Origin of the sequence: Stenotrophomonas maltophilia (assembly GCF_006970445.1) — a bacterium.
GTDB lineage: Bacteria > Pseudomonadota > Gammaproteobacteria > Xanthomonadales > Xanthomonadaceae > Stenotrophomonas > Stenotrophomonas maltophilia_AU.
Genome location: NZ_CP033877.1, coordinates 3,952,768 through 3,971,819 on the forward strand (window position 1 = coordinate 3,952,768; position 19,052 = coordinate 3,971,819).

The window sequence follows — 19,052 nt, forward strand, 5'->3', positions numbered from 1 at the left end:
GCAATCGTGCGTTCATCTTGACGACTTCGCAGGCGCCAGCAGTTGCCGCGCAACGAACAGCGGATCGTCGCCACCGGCCACATCAGGCCTCACGCCGCTGCGTTCCCAGTTGCCGCCGGTACGCAAGTTGATCGGTTGCCGGTCGGGAATGCTGATCTGATAGCCATCGGGCAGCAGCACAGGATCACCAAACATATGCGCGGCACCGCCGCTGCGCGCGCCGACAATGCGCGCGCGGCCCAGTGCCTGCAGCGAATAGGCGACGAACTCGGCCGCCGAAGCAGTACGCCGGTCGATCAGCACCACCAGCGGCTTCAGGTACGCGGGCAGGCTGGCAGGCGGCAGCGGTACCGGCGTGCGCCGGCCGCGCTGGTCCAGCTGCTGCACCGCGTCGATCTTCGCGTCCAGCAGCGTGCGTACCAGCAGGTCGGCACTTCCATCGTCGCCGCCCCCGTTCTGGCGCAGGTCCAGCACCAGGCCATCGGTGTCGGCCAGCAGCGTGAAGGCCGCAGCGAACTTCGGCCGCGCCAGATCCAGCGGATAGAACGTACTCAACCGCAGGTAGCCAACATTGCCCTCCAGCACCCGTACCTCGCGCACGCCGGCACCATTGCTGCGGGCATCGGCGCGCCAGGCCATCAACCAGTCGTCCTGGCCGGCCGCGGCGTCCACGCGTTCAACGTGGAAGTGGCCATCGAACATGTCCAGGTCCTGGTTCAGGCGTGCGCTGAATGCAGCAGGATCCGCGCAGCTGTCCGCATAGCGCTGCTGCGTTGACCAGGTGCGCAGGGCGTCGGCGATACGGGCGCCTTCCGCCTCGTCCAGGTACTGCGCCCGCACGGCAGTGGCCGCCGCCTGCAGGACCCCGTCCTGCGCCGGGCAGGCCGCCGCCAGCAGCGCACCGAGCATCCAGGAGACCGCCATCATCCACCCCCGCATTGAATATATGTAAGCGCTTATATATCATCCCGGCCATGGATCTCCAACACGCCACGCTGGGCACGTTGCTGCGCGCCCTGCTCGACCAGCTGGACCCGGCGGTCGAGCAGGCCTACCGGGACCTGCAACTGGACTACCGGCCCCGCTACACGCCGGTGCTGCGCACGCTGATGGCGCAGGGCCCCTGCCGGATCAAGGACCTGGCCCTGGCCTGCGGGCTCAGCCATTCGGCGCTCAGCCAGACCGTGGCGGCAATGGTGCGCGACGGCTGGCTGCATGCAGCCAACGGCGACGATGGGCGTGAACGCATCCTGCAGTTGAGTCCCCGCGCGCAACACGCGCTGCCTGCGCTGCAGGCGCAATGGCAGGCCACCGCCGTGGCGGCGCGCAGCCTCGATGCCGATCTGGGGCAGTCGCTGGAGCAGGTGCTGCGCGACGCACTTGCAGCGCTCGCACAGCGGCCCTTCGCGCAGCGCCTGCAGGACGCCCACCGGCGCTGACGCCTTACTGCTCTGCGGCCATTTCGATTTCGCTGAGGAAGGTCCAGCTGCCATTGGCCACGCGCAGCTCCAGCGTGCGGCACTGCGCGGCCAACGGGGCAGCATTGCCGAGCACGTACTCCTCTTCGGTCGAACCCATCACGCCGGCCTGGGTGAAGGGTGCCGACAGCGAGCCGATCGAAACGGCGGCAGTTCCCGGCTCGGCGCACATCACCTCCACCGATGTCGGCGTGACGATGCCCCAGGCCGGGCGCGTCATGGTGTGCAGGCCGATCCAGTCCACCCGTCGGCGCTGGCCCAGGTCGATGGTGATGCTGACGTTGCCGTGCACGCCGACCCAGCCCGCATCCATCGGATTGCGCGGGTCGCCTACACGGCGGTCGAACAGCTCATGGCCGCTGCTGTCGGGATAGCTGGTCGCCGGCGCCACGCTGTAGTGGTAGCTGGTCTGCACCGGGTCGACGATGTACGAGGCACCCAGTCCGTACAACCCGCGATAGGTGTTCATCATCCGCGGCGCCTCGCCGTAGCCCTGGCCGGGGCCGACCACTTCGGACATGTGGTACTGGTTGAGCCAGGCAACGCGCTTGCCAGCCGAACGCGCACTCCACAACTGCTGGTTGATGCGCTGCACCGACGCCGACCGGTACGCACCGGACAGGCCATGGCCGGTGTCCAGGAACAGCGGGCTGCCATGGTTGAACAGCTCGATGTCGGCCCACACAGCGTTGGCGCCCAGCTGCGCCGACAACGCCTGGTAGTACTGCTCGGTGGAGTAGCCCGGTCGATCCCACTGGAACAGCTTTGCGTGCGCCGCCGCGCCGATACCGTCCTGCCAGATCTGTACGTCGACACCGGTGGCAGCGCGGAACCGCAACGCAGCACTGGCCACACTGGCCGGGTCGACGCTGGAGGATGCCAGATAGGGCGCCACCATCACCGGCCTGGATGGCGTCGCCGCTTTCAGTGTGGAGACGATCGCGCGGTAGAACGACGCGCGGTCGGCCGGTACCTGCGCAGGCTCATCGGTGATGTACCAGCCGGCGAACGCCGGATGCGTTGCGTACTGCTGGGCCAGCTGTGCCATCGACTGCGCTGCATCCTGCGCCACCGCTGCGGCGTTCGGTCCCTGCCAGAACGTCGCACACTGGCCCGAGCTGTAGGTCGTGCCGACCACGACCTTCATCCCGCGCGCCGCGGCGGCGTCCAGCACCGTTCCCAGCTTGGCCGGGAAGCCGGCGATCCATTCGAAATCCTGCACGCTGCTGGCGCAGCCCACGCCGGCACGGGTGGCACGGGTCTGGCCGATGATGAGCGTGTCGTTGCCCAGGTCCTGCAGTTCATCGAGGAACAGCGGCAGCTGCGCCGCTGGCAGCTGCTCATCGATGGACGAGTAACCAAAGTGGACGAAACTGCCGCTCAGCAACGCAGTGTCCGCATGGGCCGGCGCAGCGCAGGCCAGCAGTACAAGCCATCCGAATCTGTTCATGGTGTCCTTTCCTGTCTGGGCAGCCATCCGGCATGCAAGCCCATCGTAGCCAAGCTGCGCAATCCGCGCAGCGGCGTAGCGGCGCTGTGAATGGCAGTACGGCGCGGCGTGAAGGCAGCAACGCCGGCGCGGACACTCCCTTAGCCGGGCACCGGCAAGGATGAGCTTCCCTTCCATGCAACGGGAGCCTTCCCATGGCCGACCAGCACCACGGCACCTCCCATCGTGGCTTCGCCTCGATGGACCAGGACAAGCAGCGCGCGATCGCCGCAAAGGGTGGACGCGCCGCGCATGCGTCCGGCAATGCACATGAGTTCAGCCCGGCCGAGGCACGCGTGGCCGGCCGCAAGGGCGGCGAGGCGATCAGCCGCAATCGCCAGCACATGGCAGCGATCGGCCGCGAAGGCGGGCACGCTCGCCATGCCAATGCACGGCAGCAGCAACAGCAGCCAGCGGCCGAACCCACGCCAACGACGGAGGGGCCGCAACGCCAACAGGGCTGACCGTGGTGGGTTCAGGCGCGCCTGCGCTGCCGGAACAGCCCGAGTGCCGCCAGCAGGGCCAGCACGCCGGCGACGGCCATCGCCCAGCCGAAGCCGCTGGCCATTGCGCCGCGATACCAGGCCAGCGCCTGCGACCCGGGCAGGGATGACGACGGCTGCAGGATCAACGTGCGCGCCTGCGCAGCCAGTGCAGGCTGCCCTGCCGCCTGTGCGGACGCAGCGAACTGGCGCACGGCGCGCAGGCCCATCAGGCTGCCCAGCAGCGCGATGCCCAGACTCATGCCCGCTTGGCGCAGGGCATTCATCGTGGCCGACGCAATGCCGGCCCGCTCGGCGGGGACGCACGCCATCACCGCCATGCCGGTCGCCGGCACCGCCAGGCCCATGCCAACGCCCAGCAGCATCAACAGTGCGCTGGCCTGGCCCCGCGCAGTCGCCGGCTCGAATGTGGCGATCGCACACAGTGCCACGCCGGTCAGCGCATACCCCGACACCAGCGCGGCATGCAGCCCGATCCGTGCCACCAGGCGGCCGAACAGCAACGACACCGCGCCCATCAGCACGAACTGCGGTACCAGCTGCGAGCCCGCCTGCGTCGCATCGTGGCCCTGCGCCTGCTGGAAGAACAGCGACAGGAAGAACAGGCTGGCATAGGCGGTGAATCCAAGCACGAACGAGGCGAGGTTGAGCATCCCGAAACCCGGCATCGCCAACAGGTCCAGCGGCAGCAGCGGTCGCGCCACGCGACGCTCGACCCACGCAAACAGCACCAGGCAGGATGCCGCGATGCCGAGCGCCAGCAGGGCCGAAGGTGCCAGCAGGCCGTGCTCGCCAATCGCGATCAGCCCATAGCTGAGTGCACCCAGCGCGACGATGCTGAGCAGCTGCCCGGCCGGATCCAGCGCAGCATGCTGCGGATGTCGTCGCTCCGGAATGCCCCAGGCGCCCAGCACCAGTGCAAGCACGCCCAGCGGCAGGTTGATCAGGAATATGCTGGGCCAGCCGGCGCGCTGTACCAGTTCCCCCCCCAGCAGCGGCCCCAGCACCAGCGCGAGCGCACTGAACGCCGACCAGCCGCCGATCACCCGTGCGCGCGGGCGCGCTTCGGGAAACGCATGGCTGAGGATCGGCATCGCACTGGGAATCAGCAGGGCACCGGCCACGCCCTGCACTGCCCGCCCCGCCACCAGCGCCGGCAGGCTGCCTGCGCAGGCGCACAGCAGCGAGCCCACGATGAAAGTCGCCACACTGAGCAGCCACATGCGGCGATGGCCGTAGCGGTCACCCAGCGGCCCCGCCGACAGCATCACCGCCGACAGGGCAATGGCATAGGCATTGATCACCCACTGCAGTCCCGCCATGTCGGTGTGCAGTGCCTGCTGCAGTGTCGGCAGCGCGACGTTGACGATGCTGATGTCCAGCGAGGCAAGGAAGGTGCCCAGATAGGCCGCCAGCACCAAAGCCGGCCGTCGGAAGCGTTGCATGCACGGATCCCGGGGGAGGATGTGGGCGCATCGTAATTGACTGACTGACCGTCGGTCAATGACTGGCGGTCAGTCATCGCGGAGGACGGCTAGAATGACGACCGTCGCACCCGGACCCCGCCCCATGCAGATTCCCGCTGTCGCCAGGCCCCGCACCAAACCCGCTGAAACACGCCAGGAAGAGCTGATGGACGCCGCGCAGGCGCTGTTCCTGTCAAAAGGCGTGGACGCGACCACCATCAGCGACATCGTGGCCGCCGCCGATGTGGCCAAGGGCACGTTCTATACCTACTTCGCCTCGCGCACCGAGATCCTGCAGGCGCTGGCACTGCGCTACACACAACAGTTCATGGCCGAGGTCGACCACGCGGTGCAGCAGCAGCCTGCCCGCGATGGCGTGGCGCGCCTGCGCGCCTGGATCCGCGCCAACATCGAGATCTACGTCCGCACGCACGCGCTGCACGACGTCGTGTATGCCAACCATCACCACCACCAGCGCGGCAATGCCGAGCGCAACGCGATCCAGCAGCAGTTGCTCGGCATCCTCGAAGCAGGTGTCCACGCGGGCCTGTGGCAGCTGTCGGCACCGCAGGTCACGGCCTCGCTGATCTATGCCGGCGTGCATGGCGCCACCGATGACCTGATCGCCGTGCCCATGCAGGACGCGGACACCTTCATTGCGGCGGTGGTGGCCGATTGCCTGCGCATGGTTGGCGTGTCGCCTGTTCCCGCGCGCACCGCCAGGCGCGGCTGAGGCACCATCCACCGCTCAGGCGTGGGCGAGGATGTTCAACAGCCGACCGAACGGATCGCGGACGAAGAAACGCCGCACGCCCCAGGGCTCGTCGGCCGGACCATATTCCAGCGCAATGCCGGCCGCGCGCATGCGCTCCAGCACGTCCTGCAGATTGTCCACTTCGATCGACAGGTCCGGCACCGGCGTACCCGAACCTCCTTCACTGGCGAAGCTGACCTGCGCCAGCGCACTGCCCTGCCCGCCGTGGGTGACGATCCAGCCATGGTCCATCACCACCGGCATGCCGAGCAGCTCGCCATAGAACGCAGCGGCACGGGCGGGATCGGACGTGGCGATGTTGGCGACGACACGCGTGACGGCCATGTTCCACTCCACCCGGAAGAATGTGTCGAGACTGCCCGACCTTGCGCACAAACAGAAGAGCCCCGTCATGGACGGGGCCCGTCATCAGCCGATCATGGCCGGGCTTACACCGCGCCGCAGCGATCCATGACACATCGATCGTATTCGTACTGGCATTCCATGGCATCCCCCCCACCGGCTACACACGCCTGATAGGCCTTCCAGCAGGGAAAATCGCAGGGCTGGACCGGTCCGGCCACGGCCACCGAGCCGCTGCAGGCCAACGCGAACACAGCACCGGCGATCACTTTCCTGAAAGTACGCATCGACATCACTCCTTGATAAGCCTGGTGAGCCCAGGCCGGGCCACCTTAGCGCTGCACACGGGACGTTGGGTGAAGGCGGATGCGGCTGGACTCAGTGTTGCAGCAACCCCAGGACACGCAGTTGCTCGGCCAGCTCATCAATGTTGCGCCACGGCAGGATCGGCGAATTGCCGCGCTCGTCCGGCGGGTTGTCCGGCAGCGCGTCGGACCAGCCACCCGCCCCCACAAGCGGCAGCAGCGGTCGCTTGTGCAGCCACGCCAGGCAAACCTCCGAGATCGTGCCGGCGCGCCCGCCGATGACGATGCAGGCGTCGCCGGCCAGGGCCATGATCAGGTTGCGCGCATCCCCCATGCCACAGGGCACCACCACCGTGGCCGGCCAATCGACCGGCGGCATGCTGCCTTCCGGGATGACGCTGAGCACCTGGCCACCGGCGGCGATCGCCTGCTCGGCAGCTACCCGCGTAGCGGCGCTGCCGCAGCCACTGACCACCGTGATGCCCTGGATGGCCAGGAAACGCCCTGCTTCAGCTGCGCGCTCGAACGCGTCACTGCCAGGATCGGCACTACCCAATATCGCCAACTGTGGTTTACGGAATGCGGTACCCATGGACGGTTCCAAGGCCTCGGAAAGAAGGGGCACGGTGCCCCGCCCGGCGGAGCCAAGCCATGCACCGATCACAGAACATTAACACGTTCATAAAATTCCCTTCACATTACTGGGGGATATCGCCACGCCTTGGCGTTAACGGCCTTGTTGTCCGTCAACCAAGGAAGTTGTCTGATGAATCACCCGCTGTACGGCCGTTCGTCCCGCTCCCTGTCGCACCGCCCACTGGCGCTTGCCGTCGCCAGCTCGCTGCTGCTGGCCACTGCACTGCCGGCCATGGCCAGCGAATCACTCGAGGCCTGGCAACAGCAACGCCAGATGCAGGCTGCGTGGGCGCAGCCCGCTGCCAGCACGGCACCCGCAGCGACAGCCGCTGCACCTGCCGCCAGCAGCACGGCCATTCTTGGCAACCCGGGTGATCCGGCCAGCTGGCGTAGCGATGAGTTCAACGCCGATTGGGGCCTGGGCGCGATGGGCGCGGACTACGCCTATGCACGCGGCCTGACCGGCAAGGGCGTACGTCTGGCGCTGTTCGACTCGGGCTCCGCGCTGGCGCATCCGGAATTTGCAGGACGCAATACCTCCAGCATCACCATCGGTGCCGACTGTGCGACGCCGGGTGTGGTCGCAGGTACCGGCGCCTGCGGACAGACCCGCGGCGAGCAGCCCGGCTACAACTACTACGGCCTCGGCGCCGGCGTTCCGGCCGCGCTCGCGGCACGCCTGATCGCCGCCGGCCAGCCCTATGGCTTCAGCTACGCCGACCACGGAACGCATGTGCTTGGCACCATCGGCGCCAACCGCAATGGCACCGGTATGCATGGCGTGGCCTTTGGTGCGGATCTCACCGCCGCCCGCGTGTTCGGTGACACCTACTACGAGTGGCGCCTTGACCCCGACAATTTCTATCGCCCGCGCGCGGTGTACCGCACCGATCCGGATGACGCCGCCACGCTGGACATGTACGCGCAGATCCAGGCGCAGGGTGTACGCGCCATCAACCACAGCTGGGGCATTTCCACGCGCAACATGACCGCCGCCGCGCTGGACCAGCAGTACGCCAGCATCGGTGCCGACTACGGCGTGTACGGCAGCATCTACGCCAACAACGGCGATACCCCGGGCTCCACCCTCATCCAGGTGTGGTCGGCCGGCAACGGCAGCGGTGCAGTTGCCGGCATCACCGCCTCGATGCCGCGCTGGAAGCCCGAACTGGAACCGTACTGGCTGGCGGTCGCCAACGTCCGCAGGCCCAATGCCGCCGCGGGTGAAACCGACTACGTGATCGATGGCAGTTCCAGCATCTGCGGCGTTGCCGCCAACTGGTGCATCTCGGCCCCCGGCACCGACATCGTCAGCACCATCGTCTCCGGCGATATCCAGGGCCGCATCGAGAACACCTCCGCCTACGTGCGGCTGATCATCGACAGCGAGAACACCAACTACGTCTACGGCACCAAGACCGGCACGTCGATGGCCGCGCCCCACATCACCGGCGCTCTTGGCCTGCTGATGGAGCGCTTCCCGTACCTGGACAACGCCCAGGTCCGCGACGTGCTGCTGACCACCGCACGCGATCTCGGCGCGCCGGGTATCGATGCAATCTACGGCTGGGGCATGGTCGACCTGCGCAAGGCCATCGAAGGCTATGGCTCCCTGCGCGTGGACACCAACGTGGTGATGAACCAGAAGGCCGGCGGCCTGAAGGTCTGGGAAGGCGATGCCTGGGACAACTGGACCAACGACATCGGCGGCCCCGGCAAGCTGACCAAATCCGGTATCGGTTGGCTGCGCCTGAGCGGCAACAACAGCTTCAATGGCGCGGTACTGCAGGACGGTACGCTGGAATTGAACGGTGCCAACACGCTCACCTCGGCGGTCGAGGTTCAGGGCGGTCGGTTCCTGCTCAACGGCAGCCTGGTCTCCACCGCGCTGACCACCACCGGTGGCGTCAGCACGGTCAGCGCCAGCGGTGTGCTGAACAACAGCAACCTGGTGGTCAACGGTGGCGTGGTGTCCTTCAACGGCACGCAGACCGGCGGCACCACCACGGTCGGCGCCAACGGCCTGCTGAAGGGCGTCGGCACGCTCGGCAACACCCGCGTGGACGGCATCATCGCGCCGGGCAACTCGATCGGCACGCTGACCATCAACGGCAACTACGTGCAGGGCGCCACCGGCGTGTATGCGGCGGAGCTGGCACCGGGTGGCCGCAGTGACCAGCTGCACGTGACCGGCACCGCCACCCTCGGTGGCACCCTGGTCGCGTTGCCGGAACCGGGCGTGTATTACCTCGGCGAACAGTTCAACTTCCTGCGTGCCGATGGTGGCATCAACGGCCAGTTCGCCAAGACCGACTTCAGTGCGTTCTCGCCCTTCCTGCAGTTCAGCCTGGCCTACGGCGCCAATGGCACGCGCATCGACGTCGCCCGTGGCGCTTCGCTGACCACGGCTGCCAGCACGCCCAACCAGCGTGCGGTGGCAGCGGCCGCCGACCTGCTGCCGATCGCCCAGGGCCTGCCCAAGCCGCTGACCCAGCTGTTCCCGCAGCAGGTCGGTGGCGTGCTCGATGGCCTCAGCGGCGAGCTGCATCCGGCCACGGCCATCGCCCTGGTCGAGGGCAGCCGCTACGTGCGCGATGCCGCGTTGTCACGCCGTGCCGGCGCCGCCGCGCCCGGCAGCGAGGCGGGTGATGCGACGGGTGCGTGGGTGCAGGCCATCGGTGGCAACAGCAAGCTGGACGGTGACTTCAACACCGCCCGCACCGAAGCCAACAGCAACGGCCTGCTGGTCGGCATCGACCGCGAGTTCTCCGGCTGGCAGGTCGGCGTGCTGGCCGGCACGGGCCGCACCGACGTGAAGCAGCAGGAACGTCGTGCCAAGTCGAAGATCGACAACACGCACTTCGGTGCCTACGCCAGCCACAACTGGGGCGGCTTCGGCCTGCGCGGTGGTGTGGCGTGGAGCAAGCACGAGGTGAAGAGTACGCGTGATGTCGCCTTCGCAGGCTTCAGCGACAGCCTGAGCGCGCGCTACGACGCCCGTACCCGCCAGGCCTTCATCGAAGCTGGCTACCGCTTCGGTGGCCCGGAAGCCGGGCTGGAGCCCTACCTGCAGGTCGCACGCGTGGAAGTGGATCTCAAGCGCGTCAACGAACGCGGCGGAGCGGCGGCGCTGCAGGGCAAGGTGGACGATACCGGAACCACGATCGCCACCGCCGGCGTGCGCTTCGACAAGGGGCTGAAGGCTTCGTTCCAGCAGGACAGCTGGCTGCACCTGCGCGGTGGCGTCGGCTATCGCCGTGCCTCGGGGGATCGCAGCCAGGTTGCCAACCTCGCCTTCGCCAACGGCGGCACCACCTTCGCCGTCAGCGGCGCACCGATCGCCGACAACGCGGTGGTGGCAGAGCTCGGCCTGTCAGCCTGGCTGACACCGCGACAGCAGCTGGAGCTGGGCTACAGCGGCCAGTTCGGCAGCGAAAGCCACGACCACGGTGCGAACGCACGCTGGTCCGTGCGCTTCTGATTCCGAAGCAGTGTGCCCTTGAAGCGTTGGGGCGGCCTCACGGCCGCCCCTTTTTTATGCCACACCGGGAAAGGTGGCCGGGGCAGCGTACTGCCCCGGCCGCGGCGGCCCCGGGGAGAAGGCCGCCTTCAACCGTCAGGCAGCCTTCATCGCATGCTTCCGCGCACGCATGACGTTGTGGCACTCCTGCACTTCGGGCAGCAACTGGGTCACTTCCTGGCGTACTGCCGGCGGAAGCTCGTTGTCCTTCAACACGTCCTTGAACGCGCCCAGCAGGCGGTCCTCCGATTCTTCCAGCTCGGCCACGTAGCCATAGTTGGTGTCACCGAAGGCTGCACGCACCTTGCCGTAGAACTGCTGCATCGAACCGACCACGGTGCCATGCTCGGCTGGCTTGCCGCCACTGGCGGCGACCGAGCTGCTCAGCGCCGCGACGATGCGCCCCTTGACGCCGGCGATGCGGGTGAACAATGCGGACAGCTCGGCATCCTTCACCTTGGTGGCCGCTTCCTCGTAGAACGTCTTGCCATCTCGGGCGATTTCGATCAGGTCGTTGAGGCGATGCTCGATGGTGGACTGGGTGCTCATGGAAATCACTCCTGTTCGCTTGAAAGTCTGTGGGAAACCGGCAAACGCATCTGCGTTGCCTGCGTGTCCACTGTGGCGTTGGGGATGTGGGCCCAGGGTGAGCGCCGATTGATCCGCGCGTCACCATCCACAACACGTACTGACTTCTTCATGCACGGACCCGACAACGTTCACGGGAACTGAGCAAACAGTCCGGCATTCACCAGGGCGCGGTGACGACGAGCAATGCGATCACCAGCACGATCGCCAGAACGAGAAGCAGAACGTGCCACTGCCGCCAACTGGGCTTCGGTTTTCCCGGGGTATTCATGCAACGTCTCCTTCATCGTTTATGGGTTCAGAGGCAGACTGATGCAGAGCAGCATCCCGTCGCGTGGACGGAGCGTGGATGCCTCGTGCACGACCAACGGCGCGGCGCGCTGACGATAACGCGTCCATAACGTAATTGACGTGTAAACGGAATGTTAGGTTCCTCCCGATTCCGCATAGCGGAGTTTCAGATCGGTTTCGACACAGCGATGTGCGGAGCCCATACAACTGGATTTGGAGAGAGCCAAATGCATCACTCGTACACCCTGCTTTCGCTGGCAGTGGGCACCGCGCTGGCCGCTGCCTGGGCACCGGCCGCGCACGCACAGACCGACGGCGACAAGACACCGAAGAACCTCGACCGCATCCAGGTCACCGGCTCGGCCATCCGCAGCGTGGACATCGAAACCCAACAGCCGATCATCGCCATCACCCGTTCGATGATCGAGCACCAGGGCTTCACCACCATTGCCGACCTGCTGCAGAACCTGACCTCCACCGGCTCGCCGGCCATCTCCCGCGCGCGTGCGCTGGCGTCCGGCGAGAACGTCGGCGGCTACTACGCCGACATCCGCAACCTCGGCGCCACCCGCACGCTCGTACTGGTCAACGGCAAGCGATTGGGGGCAACCACCGGCGGCCTGCAGGACCTGAGCCAGATCCCGATGAGTGCGGTCGAGCGCATCGATGTCCTGAAGGACGGTGCCTCCGCGCTGTACGGCTCCGATGCCATCGCCGGCGTGGTCAACATCATCACCCGCAAGGGCTACGACGGCCTGGAAGTCTCCGTGCAGCACGGCCAGTTCAGCCAGGGCGACGGCAAGGACAGCACCTTCTCGCTGGTTACCGGCGCACGCGGCGAGCGCGGTGGCTACACGTTGGCCCTGGAGTACCAGAAGTCCGATCCCGTGTTCGCGCGCGATCGTTCGTTCTCGAAGTATGGCGGTGCCGGCCCCGACTATCCCGGCGCGGACTGGAGCAACATCAGCCAGAACGGTTCCTGGTGCGACCCCGCGCTCTACAAGTGCAACACCGGCGATGCCGTGTTCAAGACGCTCAACCCTGGCGGCAACCCGAAGAACCCCAACGACTACCACCCGATCACCCCGGCCGAGTTCGCCAATGGCAACGATCAGATGCACCTGCAGACCGGCATCGAGCGCCGCTCGTTGTTCCTCAGTACCGACTATGCGCTGACCGACCAGATCAAGTTCAGCACCGACATCGGCTACAACGAGCGCATCACCGACCAGCAGATCGCAGGCTACCCGTACCAGTCCACCAAGTTCGGCACGCCACTTGCGGCCGGCAGCGTGTTCAACCCGGTCGGTCGCAACGTCGAGTTCAACCGCCGCCTGTGGGAGCTGCCGCGCACCACCGAAAGCAAGCTGAAGTCGCTGCGCATCGCCCCCAGCCTGTCCGGCTATTTCGAGCTGGCCACCAAGACCTACGACTGGGAAGTGGGCGCTCTGTTCAACCGCAATGAAGTCACAAAAACAGGCCGTGGCGACATGAGCCTGATCGCTTCCCGGCAGGCATTGGGGGCTTCCTACCTCGATGCCAACGGCGTGGCACGGTGTGGCACGGCGGCATCGCCGGTCTCCGGCTGCCTGGCCTGGAATCCTTTGCTGCCATTCGGTGTCGCGGGGGCAGGCTCTCTCTCCGACCCCGAATTGCAGCGCTTCTTGTTCCCCACCTTCACCGATACCGGCATCACCAAGACCCGCAGCTACTTCGCCAACATCTCCGGCCCGGTGATCGACCTGCCCGCCGGCGAGCTGTCGGTGGCGCTGGGCTACCAGTACCGCAAGGAAGAAGGGCGCTTCGTGCCCGACGCCTTCGCGCAGTCGCGCCAGAGCACCGCGCTGGGTGCATCAACCACCGCCGGCAACTACAGCCTCAATGAATTCTTTGCCGAAGTGAACGTGCCGGTGCTGCGCGACCTGCCGTTCGCCAAGGAACTGACCGTGAACCTGGCCACGCGCTATTCCGACTACAGCAACTTCGGCAGCACCACCAACTCCAAGGCGAGCTTTGCCTGGCGCCCGATCGAGGAGCTGATGATCCGCGGCACCTTCGCCGAGGGCTTCCGTGCACCGAGCATCTCCGACCTCTACGGTGGGCTGGGTACCAGCTTCCAGACCTACGTCGATCCCTGTGGCACGGGTGCCACCAACAGCGTCAACGGCAATGCGGCATGCAATGCGGCCGGCGTTCCGCTGGGCTACCAGCAGCTGAACCAGAGCCTCAAGCCCTGCGCCAGCTACCCGTGTGCCACCCCCGACGAGTTCACCACCGGCTCCAACCCGAAGCTGCGCCCGGAAGAGTCCAAGAGCAAGACGGTGGGTGTGGTCTGGAGCCCGCGCTGGGTCGACGGGCTGGACATCAACCTGGACTGGTACAGCTACAAGATCACCAACATGATCATCCAGGACAGCGTCGACCGCATCCTGCGTGACTGCTACGTGCTCGGCAATGCGCCGCGCTGCGGCAGCGTCAAGCGCGCGGGCGACGGTCATATCACCGGCATGTTCTATGGTCTGGCCAATCTCGGCGCCATGGAAACCGAAGGCTGGGACCTGGGCATCCGCTACCGGCTGCCGGAATTCCCGTTCGGCCGTTTCACCCTCGACCTGCAGAACAGCTACGTCTCCAGCTACGACGAGCAGAACCAGAACTCGGCCGGCGAAACGATCATGATGGGCCGCGTCGGCCAGCCGGGCATCTTCCGCCTGCGCTCCAACCTCGGCGTGAACTGGCAGCTGGGCAACTTCACTACCCAGTACACCTTGCGCTACTACTCCGGCATGGTGGAGAGCTGCGTGCCGAATCGCCCCTGCACCCTGCCCGACCGCTACGCCTATGGCGAACCGGATGCGCAGCGCAGGGTGGGTGGCAACGCGTTCCATGACATCCAGGTCAGCTACAAGCTGCCGTGGGACGGCACCGTGGCGCTGGGTTCGAACAACGTGTTCAACCACCAGGGACCGATCATGTTCTCCAAGCCGTCCAGCTCCTTCCCCTACTACGGTGGGTTCGATATCGGCCGCACCGTGTACGTGAAGTACTCGCAGCGCTTCTGACCTGAACGGGCCGTGCGCGTGGCCGGCGGAAGGGGAGTCCGCCGGCCACGCTGCACACTTCCTCCACCCAATCTCCATCGTTCTTCGACGGAATCTCCAAGGTTTCCGGCAACACTGATGTCATGACGGCAAGGGAGCTGGACCGCATGGATCGCCACGCGTACCGATGCTGCATGCCCGTCTCCAGGTTCACCACTGCATGCAATGGCATGGCCCGATTCGTCAATGCAGGCCAGACCGTTGCTAGGGAAGTACGAGATGACGACGGCAGTTCGCACCGGCCTGACCGACCTGGTCGCTGACGCGCAGCGCTACCTGCGCAGGGTCCTGCCGGGGCTTGCGTCGGCGGTGCATCCGGTCACGGTGGCACACGCCATTCCGCGCGCGATGGCGTCGCGCTACCACATCGCCGAGCTGACCCTGTACGGTGAAACCCCTGCCATGCTCGCCGTGGCCCGCGAGCCGGGCGAGTCCAGCAGCCGCGTCATCCAGGACGTACGCAGCCTGCGCTCGGCAGCAAACGCATTGGTGCTGTATGTCTCGCCCTACCTCACACCGACACAGCGACGCTTCCTGGTCGAGAACCACATCGACTTCGTGGTGCCGCACGCACAGCTGTTCGCACCGAGCCTGGCCATCGAGTTCCGCGACGCGCCCGACCACGAGAAGAAGGCGATCTCGCTGCTGCCTTCGGCGCAGGCTGTGCTGATCCACGTACTGTTGTCCGGGCAGCCGCGCTGGTGGTCGCCCCGCGAGATCAGCGCCACCGCAGGCTATACCTCGATGACCGCATCGCGGTTGTCCGCCGAGCTGGTCGGGCGCGGCCTAGCCGAACGCTCCACGGGCGGCCGCGAACGTTTCCTGCGCCTGGCGGGCGATCGCCGTGATGTCTGGGCCAGGGCGCAACCCTTCCTGCGCTCACCGGTCCTGAAAGAAGTCGATGTCTGCTGGGAGCTGATAGGCACCCTGCTGGCCGATGCGGGCCAACCAGCGCTGCGTGCAGGTCTGGATGCACTGGACGCGGACGGATCGCCGGCGGTGGTGACCACCCGTGCGCTGCATATCGATGCCTGGCGCGCGCTTGCTGCGCAGCCGACGGCCGCCCCCGGTTGCGCACAGCAGGTGCGGTTGCAGATATGGGCCTATCCACCGGCGTTCACCGGCGTCGGCGCGGTGATCGACCCGCTGTCGCTGTACCTGAGCCTGCAGGGCAAGCGCGGCCACGACAGCGATGCCTTGGAACTGAGGATCGAACAGGCACTGGCGACCGCGCAGCACGCCTGATCGCCCATTTCAGCCTACGCCTGCGATTCCGCCGTGGCCTGCGTCGCGCGCTTGGCACTGAACTCAGCAAATACCACGCCCGACACTGCCAGCAGCCCACCACCCAGCACCCATCCGCTGAGCGACTCGCCCAGCAGCAGTACCGCCAGCACGGCCGTCACGATCGGCACCAGGTTGAAGAAGCCCGAGACACGTGCCGCTCCCAACCGCGAAAGTCCGGTCATCCAGGTCAGGGGTGCAAGGATCGACGCACATACGGCAGCGAAACCGATACAGCCCACAGCGGTCAGGTTGTTCACTCCGCTGCCGACCAGCAGCTGCAGTGGCAACAGGATCAGCGATGCGGCCGTGGCCTGCAGGAACAGTGACTCCAGCACCGGCAGCGGAATCTTCCAGCGCTGCATGAGCACGTTGTAGGCGGCAAATGCCAACGCGCCGATCAGCATGATCGCATCACCGCGGTTCAGGCCGTGCGCCGCCAGCCGCGCCAGGTCGCCCTGCGACACCACGGCCACCACACCGACCGTGGAGATCACCGCACCGACGATGGCGGCACCGCGCACCGGATGGCCCATGAAAAGACGTGACAGCGCCAGCGCGATCAGCGGAATCAGCGCCTGGATCACGCCCATGTTGGTGGCCGAGGTGAAGTGCGCCGCATAGTACGCCAGGCACTGGTACATCACCCCGCCCAGGCAGCCCAGCACCAGGAAGCGCCCCAGATTGGCGCGCACGATCGGTAGATGGCCGCGCAGCCGTGGCCATGCGAAGGGCAGCAGGATGATCGCGGCCACCAGCCAGCGGAAGAAGCCGATGTCGATGGGACCGACCGAGCCGGAGGCCAACTTGGTGACAATCGTGTTGGCGCCCCACAGCAGGCAGGCGAGGATCGGGAAGAGATAGTTCAAGACGGCAGGTGTACGCGGGGGAATGGCCAGCGTACGCTTGGCGCATATCAAGGACATCCCGAAAATGCGCCACTCCGACCCGGGCTTGCGGCAACCGATGGAACCCATCCCCACCTTCCGCCAGCTGCCCGGCCCGATCTACTTCCGGCAGGGTGCGATGGAACCCACCGACTGGGGCACGCACAGCCATCCCTGGGGACAGTTCAACTTCGTTGCGCAGGGCGTGATGGAAATGAAGATCGAGGGCGAGTGGATGGTGTCCCCGCCGCACTATGCGCTCTGGATTCCGCCTGGCGTGGCCCACTACTCGCGCAACCGATCGGTGCTGGCCTATCGATCGGCTTACCTGTCGCCAGCGTTGTCGCGCCGCTTGCCCACGCGCTGCCGGGCGCTGGAGGTCACGCCCCTTCTGCGTGAACTGCTGCACGAACTGGCGCGCCAGGGCGTGACCGATCCGCAGACGCCTGACCAACGGCGCATGGCCGCGGTGGTGATCGACCAGATCATCAACGCCGCCGTTCTGCCCAGCTTCCTGCCGATCGCCAGCAGTGATGCACTGAAGCAGGTGATGGCATACGTGGAGAAACACCTGTCCACGGCCGGATCCGTTGCCGAGATCGCGCAGCGGCATCACATGAGCGTGCGCAAGCTGGAGCGCATGGCGCGCAGTGAACTGGGCATGTCACTCGGCGACTGGCGTGGGCGTGTGAAGTTCGTGCGCGCCACCGAGGCGCTGTGCACACGCAAGCCGATCAGCCGCATTGCCGAGGAGCTGGGCTATTCAGGCGTCAGCGCGTTTGCCGAAATGTTCAAGCGGCACGCGCAGTGCACGCCCGACCAGTATCGGAAGCAGCATCGGGCCGGGTAGAGGTGCCGTCAGTTGGCATCCTGCCTGGCAGCGGCCTTCTGGCATGCATACCGAGGCGCCAGCGCCAACCGTTCGATGCCCAGCAGAATGCCCATGAACAGAAGCACTGCGGGTAGCCAGTAGAACAGGAACACCGCAATCTGAAAGTCCCAGGTGTTCACGTACTGATCGGGGTTCGGCGGACCCGCCAGGACAGCCTTCGCATTCACGTAGAACCACGATGAGGCCAGGATCACCGCGATCAGCAGTTGCGCCATGGCCAGCATCCAGAAAGGGGGTAAACGGGAAAGACCGCGCATGGCATCCTGCCAGTGAAGGAATCGGGCAATTGTAGGCGTGGCCTGCACACGGTCACAGACACGAGTGTCGATTTCCCGCCCCGTCGTTCGTCGGAACAGGAAAGGCAGGCCCATCGGCCTGCAGGAGCGCTCCAATGCCGCCGATCCTCACTGCCTTCGCCACCTCCCCCGACCGCGGCCAGGGCCTGGCCCGTGACATGCGCGTGCGCTGGGCACTGGAGGAACTGGCCGTAGCCTATGACGTACAACTGCTCACCTTCACCGAGATGAAGCAACCCGCGCACCTGGCACGGAATCCGTTCGGGCAGATTCCCACCTGGCAGGAGGGTGGCCGGACCCTGTTCGAATCCGGCGCCATCGTCCTGCACCTGGCCGAACAGCATCCCGGCCTGCTGCCACGAGATCCGGACGCCCGCATGCGCGCGATCATGTGGGTGTTCGCTGCACTGAACACGGTGGAGCCCCCCATCGTCGAGCGCTCCATGGCCTGGGTGCTTGAGCGCGAGCAACCCTGGTACGGGCAGCGGCAGGTGATGCTCGATGAGCGGGTCCGGACGCGGCTGGCGCAGCTGTCGACGTGGCTGTCCAAGGCGGAATGGCTGGACGGCGAGTTCAGCGTGGGCGACCTGATGATGGTCTCGGTACTGCTGCGCCTGAAGAGCAGCGGCCTGCTCGACGAGTACCCGCAGGTGGCCGCCTATGTGGCCCGGGCCACGCAGCGGCCCGCCTACCAGCGCGCCTTCGCCGCGCAGCTGGCGGTATTCCAGAACGCCTAGCACTGCGCCCCGCGCGGGGTCTTCAGTGCAGCCTGCGCCGGCAGGCGGCCTGCACCAGCATCAGCTGGGCCACCAGGACCAGCATCGCGCAGCCCGACAACAGCCAGGGGTCGATGTACCACTGATCGTTGAAACTGAAGTCGCCCGCCGATATGCGCTTCCAACCATTGAAGTGCTGCATCGCCGCCACCACGAACGCGAAGGCACCCGCGCTGTACGACAGCCAGGGCACCACGATGCCGCCCGGGCGCGCGAACAGCGTCAGCAGGCCCAGCACGCCGATCACCGTGCGTTGCACGCGGCAGTACGGACAGACATAGGCCATTCCGCTCCATTCCATCGCCCAGGCCAGCAGGCTGACCAGCACGGCTGCGGCTGCAGCTGCGTACAGGATCCTGGGCCCGATCGTCATACCGCCATCGTGTGCCATCCCGCGCTCCTTCGTTCAAAGACCCAGGCAGG

General features: G+C 66.5%; 18 protein-coding genes. 8 read left to right on the top strand and 10 right to left on the bottom strand.

The genetic code is table 11. The features are described 5' to 3' along the window. Positions 1 to 12: 12 nt before the first annotated feature. Positions 13 to 924 (bottom strand): S41 family peptidase, encoded by a 912-nt coding sequence (locus EGM71_RS18090; protein WP_188489889.1) that lies wholly within the window; start codon positions 922 to 924, stop codon positions 13 to 15. Between the two features lie 50 nt (positions 925 to 974). Here EGM71_RS18090 and EGM71_RS18095 point away from each other — a divergent pair, with 50 nt between their 5' ends. Further along, positions 975 to 1,439 (top strand): MarR family winged helix-turn-helix transcriptional regulator, encoded by a 465-nt coding sequence (locus EGM71_RS18095; RefSeq protein WP_188486151.1) that lies wholly within the window; start codon positions 975 to 977, stop codon positions 1,437 to 1,439. 4 nt (positions 1,440 to 1,443) lie between these two features. Here the strand turns inward: EGM71_RS18095 and EGM71_RS18100 are convergent, their stop codons facing one another. Further along, positions 1,444 to 2,928: a DUF4434 domain-containing protein gene (locus EGM71_RS18100; protein WP_188486153.1), complete on the bottom strand. Its 1,485-nt coding sequence runs from the start codon at positions 2,926 to 2,928 to the stop codon at positions 1,444 to 1,446. 194 nt (positions 2,929 to 3,122) lie between these two features. Here EGM71_RS18100 and EGM71_RS18105 point away from each other — a divergent pair, with 194 nt between their 5' ends. Next, a complete protein-coding gene (locus EGM71_RS18105) occupies positions 3,123 to 3,431 on the top strand; it encodes a KGG domain-containing protein (RefSeq protein ID WP_188486155.1) in 309 nt (102 codons plus the stop codon). Between the two features lie 11 nt (positions 3,432 to 3,442). Here the strand turns inward: EGM71_RS18105 and EGM71_RS18110 are convergent, their stop codons facing one another. After that, complete coding sequence (locus tag EGM71_RS18110) at positions 3,443 to 4,915, bottom strand: MFS transporter (RefSeq protein WP_188486157.1); 1,473 nt, start codon at positions 4,913 to 4,915, stop codon at positions 3,443 to 3,445. 124 nt (positions 4,916 to 5,039) lie between these two features. Here EGM71_RS18110 and EGM71_RS18115 point away from each other — a divergent pair, with 124 nt between their 5' ends. Beyond that, the gene (locus EGM71_RS18115) at positions 5,040 to 5,669 is read left to right on the top strand and encodes a TetR/AcrR family transcriptional regulator (protein ID WP_188486159.1); all 630 of its coding nucleotides are present in this window, start codon (positions 5,040 to 5,042) and stop codon (positions 5,667 to 5,669) included. Between the two features lie 15 nt (positions 5,670 to 5,684). Here EGM71_RS18115 and EGM71_RS18120 read toward each other — a convergent pair whose 3' ends face one another. From EGM71_RS18120 to EGM71_RS18125, 3 genes are all read right to left on the bottom strand, one after another. Beyond that, the gene (locus tag EGM71_RS18120) at positions 5,685 to 6,035 is read right to left on the bottom strand and encodes a VOC family protein (protein ID WP_135968312.1); all 351 of its coding nucleotides are present in this window, start codon (positions 6,033 to 6,035) and stop codon (positions 5,685 to 5,687) included. 104 nt (positions 6,036 to 6,139) lie between these two features. Next, entirely contained in the window at positions 6,140 to 6,340 is a 201-nt protein-coding gene (locus tag EGM71_RS20965) for a hypothetical protein (protein WP_317608639.1), read from the bottom strand. Positions 6,341 to 6,431: 91 nt separating this feature from the next. Then, complete coding sequence (locus tag EGM71_RS18125) at positions 6,432 to 6,950, bottom strand: Rossmann fold nucleotide-binding protein (protein ID WP_188486161.1); 519 nt, start codon at positions 6,948 to 6,950, stop codon at positions 6,432 to 6,434. 174 nt (positions 6,951 to 7,124) lie between these two features. Here EGM71_RS18125 and EGM71_RS18130 point away from each other — a divergent pair, with 174 nt between their 5' ends. Then, entirely contained in the window at positions 7,125 to 10,475 is a 3,351-nt protein-coding gene (locus EGM71_RS18130; protein WP_188486163.1) for an autotransporter domain-containing protein, read from the top strand. Between the two features lie 135 nt (positions 10,476 to 10,610). Here EGM71_RS18130 and EGM71_RS18135 read toward each other — a convergent pair whose 3' ends face one another. Then, complete coding sequence (locus EGM71_RS18135; protein ID WP_100440001.1) at positions 10,611 to 11,063, bottom strand: PA2169 family four-helix-bundle protein; 453 nt, start codon at positions 11,061 to 11,063, stop codon at positions 10,611 to 10,613. A 557-nt stretch (positions 11,064 to 11,620) separates the two neighbouring features. Here EGM71_RS18135 and EGM71_RS18140 point away from each other — a divergent pair. Both EGM71_RS18140 and EGM71_RS18145 read left to right on the top strand, forming a co-directional pair. Beyond that, positions 11,621 to 14,455 (top strand): TonB-dependent receptor plug domain-containing protein, encoded by a 2,835-nt coding sequence (locus EGM71_RS18140; RefSeq protein WP_188486165.1) that lies wholly within the window; start codon positions 11,621 to 11,623, stop codon positions 14,453 to 14,455. A 258-nt stretch (positions 14,456 to 14,713) separates the two neighbouring features. Continuing rightward, positions 14,714 to 15,739, top strand: a complete 1,026-nt coding sequence (locus EGM71_RS18145) for a hypothetical protein (RefSeq protein WP_188486167.1) — start codon at positions 14,714 to 14,716, stop codon at positions 15,737 to 15,739. Between the two features lie 14 nt (positions 15,740 to 15,753). Here the strand turns inward: EGM71_RS18145 and EGM71_RS18150 are convergent, their stop codons facing one another. Beyond that, positions 15,754 to 16,704 (bottom strand): DMT family transporter, encoded by a 951-nt coding sequence (locus EGM71_RS18150; RefSeq protein WP_188486169.1) that lies wholly within the window; start codon positions 16,702 to 16,704, stop codon positions 15,754 to 15,756. A 7-nt stretch (positions 16,705 to 16,711) separates the two neighbouring features. Between EGM71_RS18150 and EGM71_RS18155 the strand changes: the two genes are divergently transcribed. Beyond that, complete coding sequence (locus tag EGM71_RS18155) at positions 16,712 to 17,515, top strand: AraC family transcriptional regulator (protein WP_188486171.1); 804 nt, start codon at positions 16,712 to 16,714, stop codon at positions 17,513 to 17,515. Positions 17,516 to 17,523: 8 nt separating this feature from the next. On the opposite strand, the gene EGM71_RS18160 is transcribed toward EGM71_RS18155, so the two are convergent. Beyond that, a complete protein-coding gene (locus EGM71_RS18160) occupies positions 17,524 to 17,772 on the bottom strand; it encodes a hypothetical protein (protein ID WP_223224494.1) in 249 nt (82 codons plus the stop codon). 176 nt (positions 17,773 to 17,948) lie between these two features. Between EGM71_RS18160 and EGM71_RS18165 the strand changes: the two genes are divergently transcribed. Further along, a complete protein-coding gene (locus tag EGM71_RS18165; protein WP_188486175.1) occupies positions 17,949 to 18,590 on the top strand; it encodes a glutathione S-transferase family protein in 642 nt (213 codons plus the stop codon). A 22-nt stretch (positions 18,591 to 18,612) separates the two neighbouring features. On the opposite strand, the gene EGM71_RS18170 is transcribed toward EGM71_RS18165, so the two are convergent. Next, on the bottom strand, positions 18,613 to 19,020 hold the full coding sequence (locus EGM71_RS18170) for a hypothetical protein (protein ID WP_188486177.1): 408 nt from the start codon (positions 19,018 to 19,020) through the stop codon (positions 18,613 to 18,615). Positions 19,021 to 19,052 lie beyond the last annotated feature (32 nt).

Excerpts from the sequence above, each read along its gene's own strand:
- EGM71_RS18110 (WP_188486157.1), bottom strand. The coding sequence starts at position 4,915 with ATGCAACGCTTCCGACGGCCGGCTTTGGTGCTGGCGGCCTATCTGGGC.
- EGM71_RS18135 (WP_100440001.1), bottom strand. The coding sequence starts at position 11,063 with ATGAGCACCCAGTCCACCATCGAGCATCGCCTCAACGACCTGATCGAA.
- EGM71_RS18165 (WP_188486175.1), top strand. The coding sequence starts at position 17,949 with ATGCCGCCGATCCTCACTGCCTTCGCCACCTCCCCCGACCGCGGCCAG.
- EGM71_RS18120 (WP_135968312.1), bottom strand. The coding sequence starts at position 6,035 with ATGGCCGTCACGCGTGTCGTCGCCAACATCGCCACGTCCGATCCCGCC.
- EGM71_RS18115 (WP_188486159.1), top strand. The coding sequence starts at position 5,040 with ATGCAGATTCCCGCTGTCGCCAGGCCCCGCACCAAACCCGCTGAAACA.
- EGM71_RS18125 (WP_188486161.1), bottom strand. The coding sequence starts at position 6,950 with ATGGGTACCGCATTCCGTAAACCACAGTTGGCGATATTGGGTAGTGCC.
- EGM71_RS18170 (WP_188486177.1), bottom strand. The coding sequence starts at position 19,020 with ATGGCACACGATGGCGGTATGACGATCGGGCCCAGGATCCTGTACGCA.
- EGM71_RS18095 (WP_188486151.1), top strand. The coding sequence starts at position 975 with ATGGATCTCCAACACGCCACGCTGGGCACGTTGCTGCGCGCCCTGCTC.
- EGM71_RS18090 (WP_188489889.1), bottom strand. The coding sequence starts at position 924 with ATGGCGGTCTCCTGGATGCTCGGTGCGCTGCTGGCGGCGGCCTGCCCG.
- EGM71_RS20965 (WP_317608639.1), bottom strand. The coding sequence starts at position 6,340 with ATGCGTACTTTCAGGAAAGTGATCGCCGGTGCTGTGTTCGCGTTGGCC.
- EGM71_RS18160 (WP_223224494.1), bottom strand. The coding sequence starts at position 17,772 with ATGGCGCAACTGCTGATCGCGGTGATCCTGGCCTCATCGTGGTTCTAC.
- EGM71_RS18155 (WP_188486171.1), top strand. The coding sequence starts at position 16,712 with ATGCGCCACTCCGACCCGGGCTTGCGGCAACCGATGGAACCCATCCCC.
- EGM71_RS18150 (WP_188486169.1), bottom strand. The coding sequence starts at position 16,704 with ATGTCCTTGATATGCGCCAAGCGTACGCTGGCCATTCCCCCGCGTACA.
- EGM71_RS18145 (WP_188486167.1), top strand. The coding sequence starts at position 14,714 with ATGACGACGGCAGTTCGCACCGGCCTGACCGACCTGGTCGCTGACGCG.
- EGM71_RS18105 (WP_188486155.1), top strand. The coding sequence starts at position 3,123 with ATGGCCGACCAGCACCACGGCACCTCCCATCGTGGCTTCGCCTCGATG.
- EGM71_RS18140 (WP_188486165.1), top strand. The coding sequence starts at position 11,621 with ATGCATCACTCGTACACCCTGCTTTCGCTGGCAGTGGGCACCGCGCTG.
- EGM71_RS18130 (WP_188486163.1), top strand. The coding sequence starts at position 7,125 with ATGAATCACCCGCTGTACGGCCGTTCGTCCCGCTCCCTGTCGCACCGC.
- EGM71_RS18100 (WP_188486153.1), bottom strand. The coding sequence starts at position 2,928 with ATGAACAGATTCGGATGGCTTGTACTGCTGGCCTGCGCTGCGCCGGCC.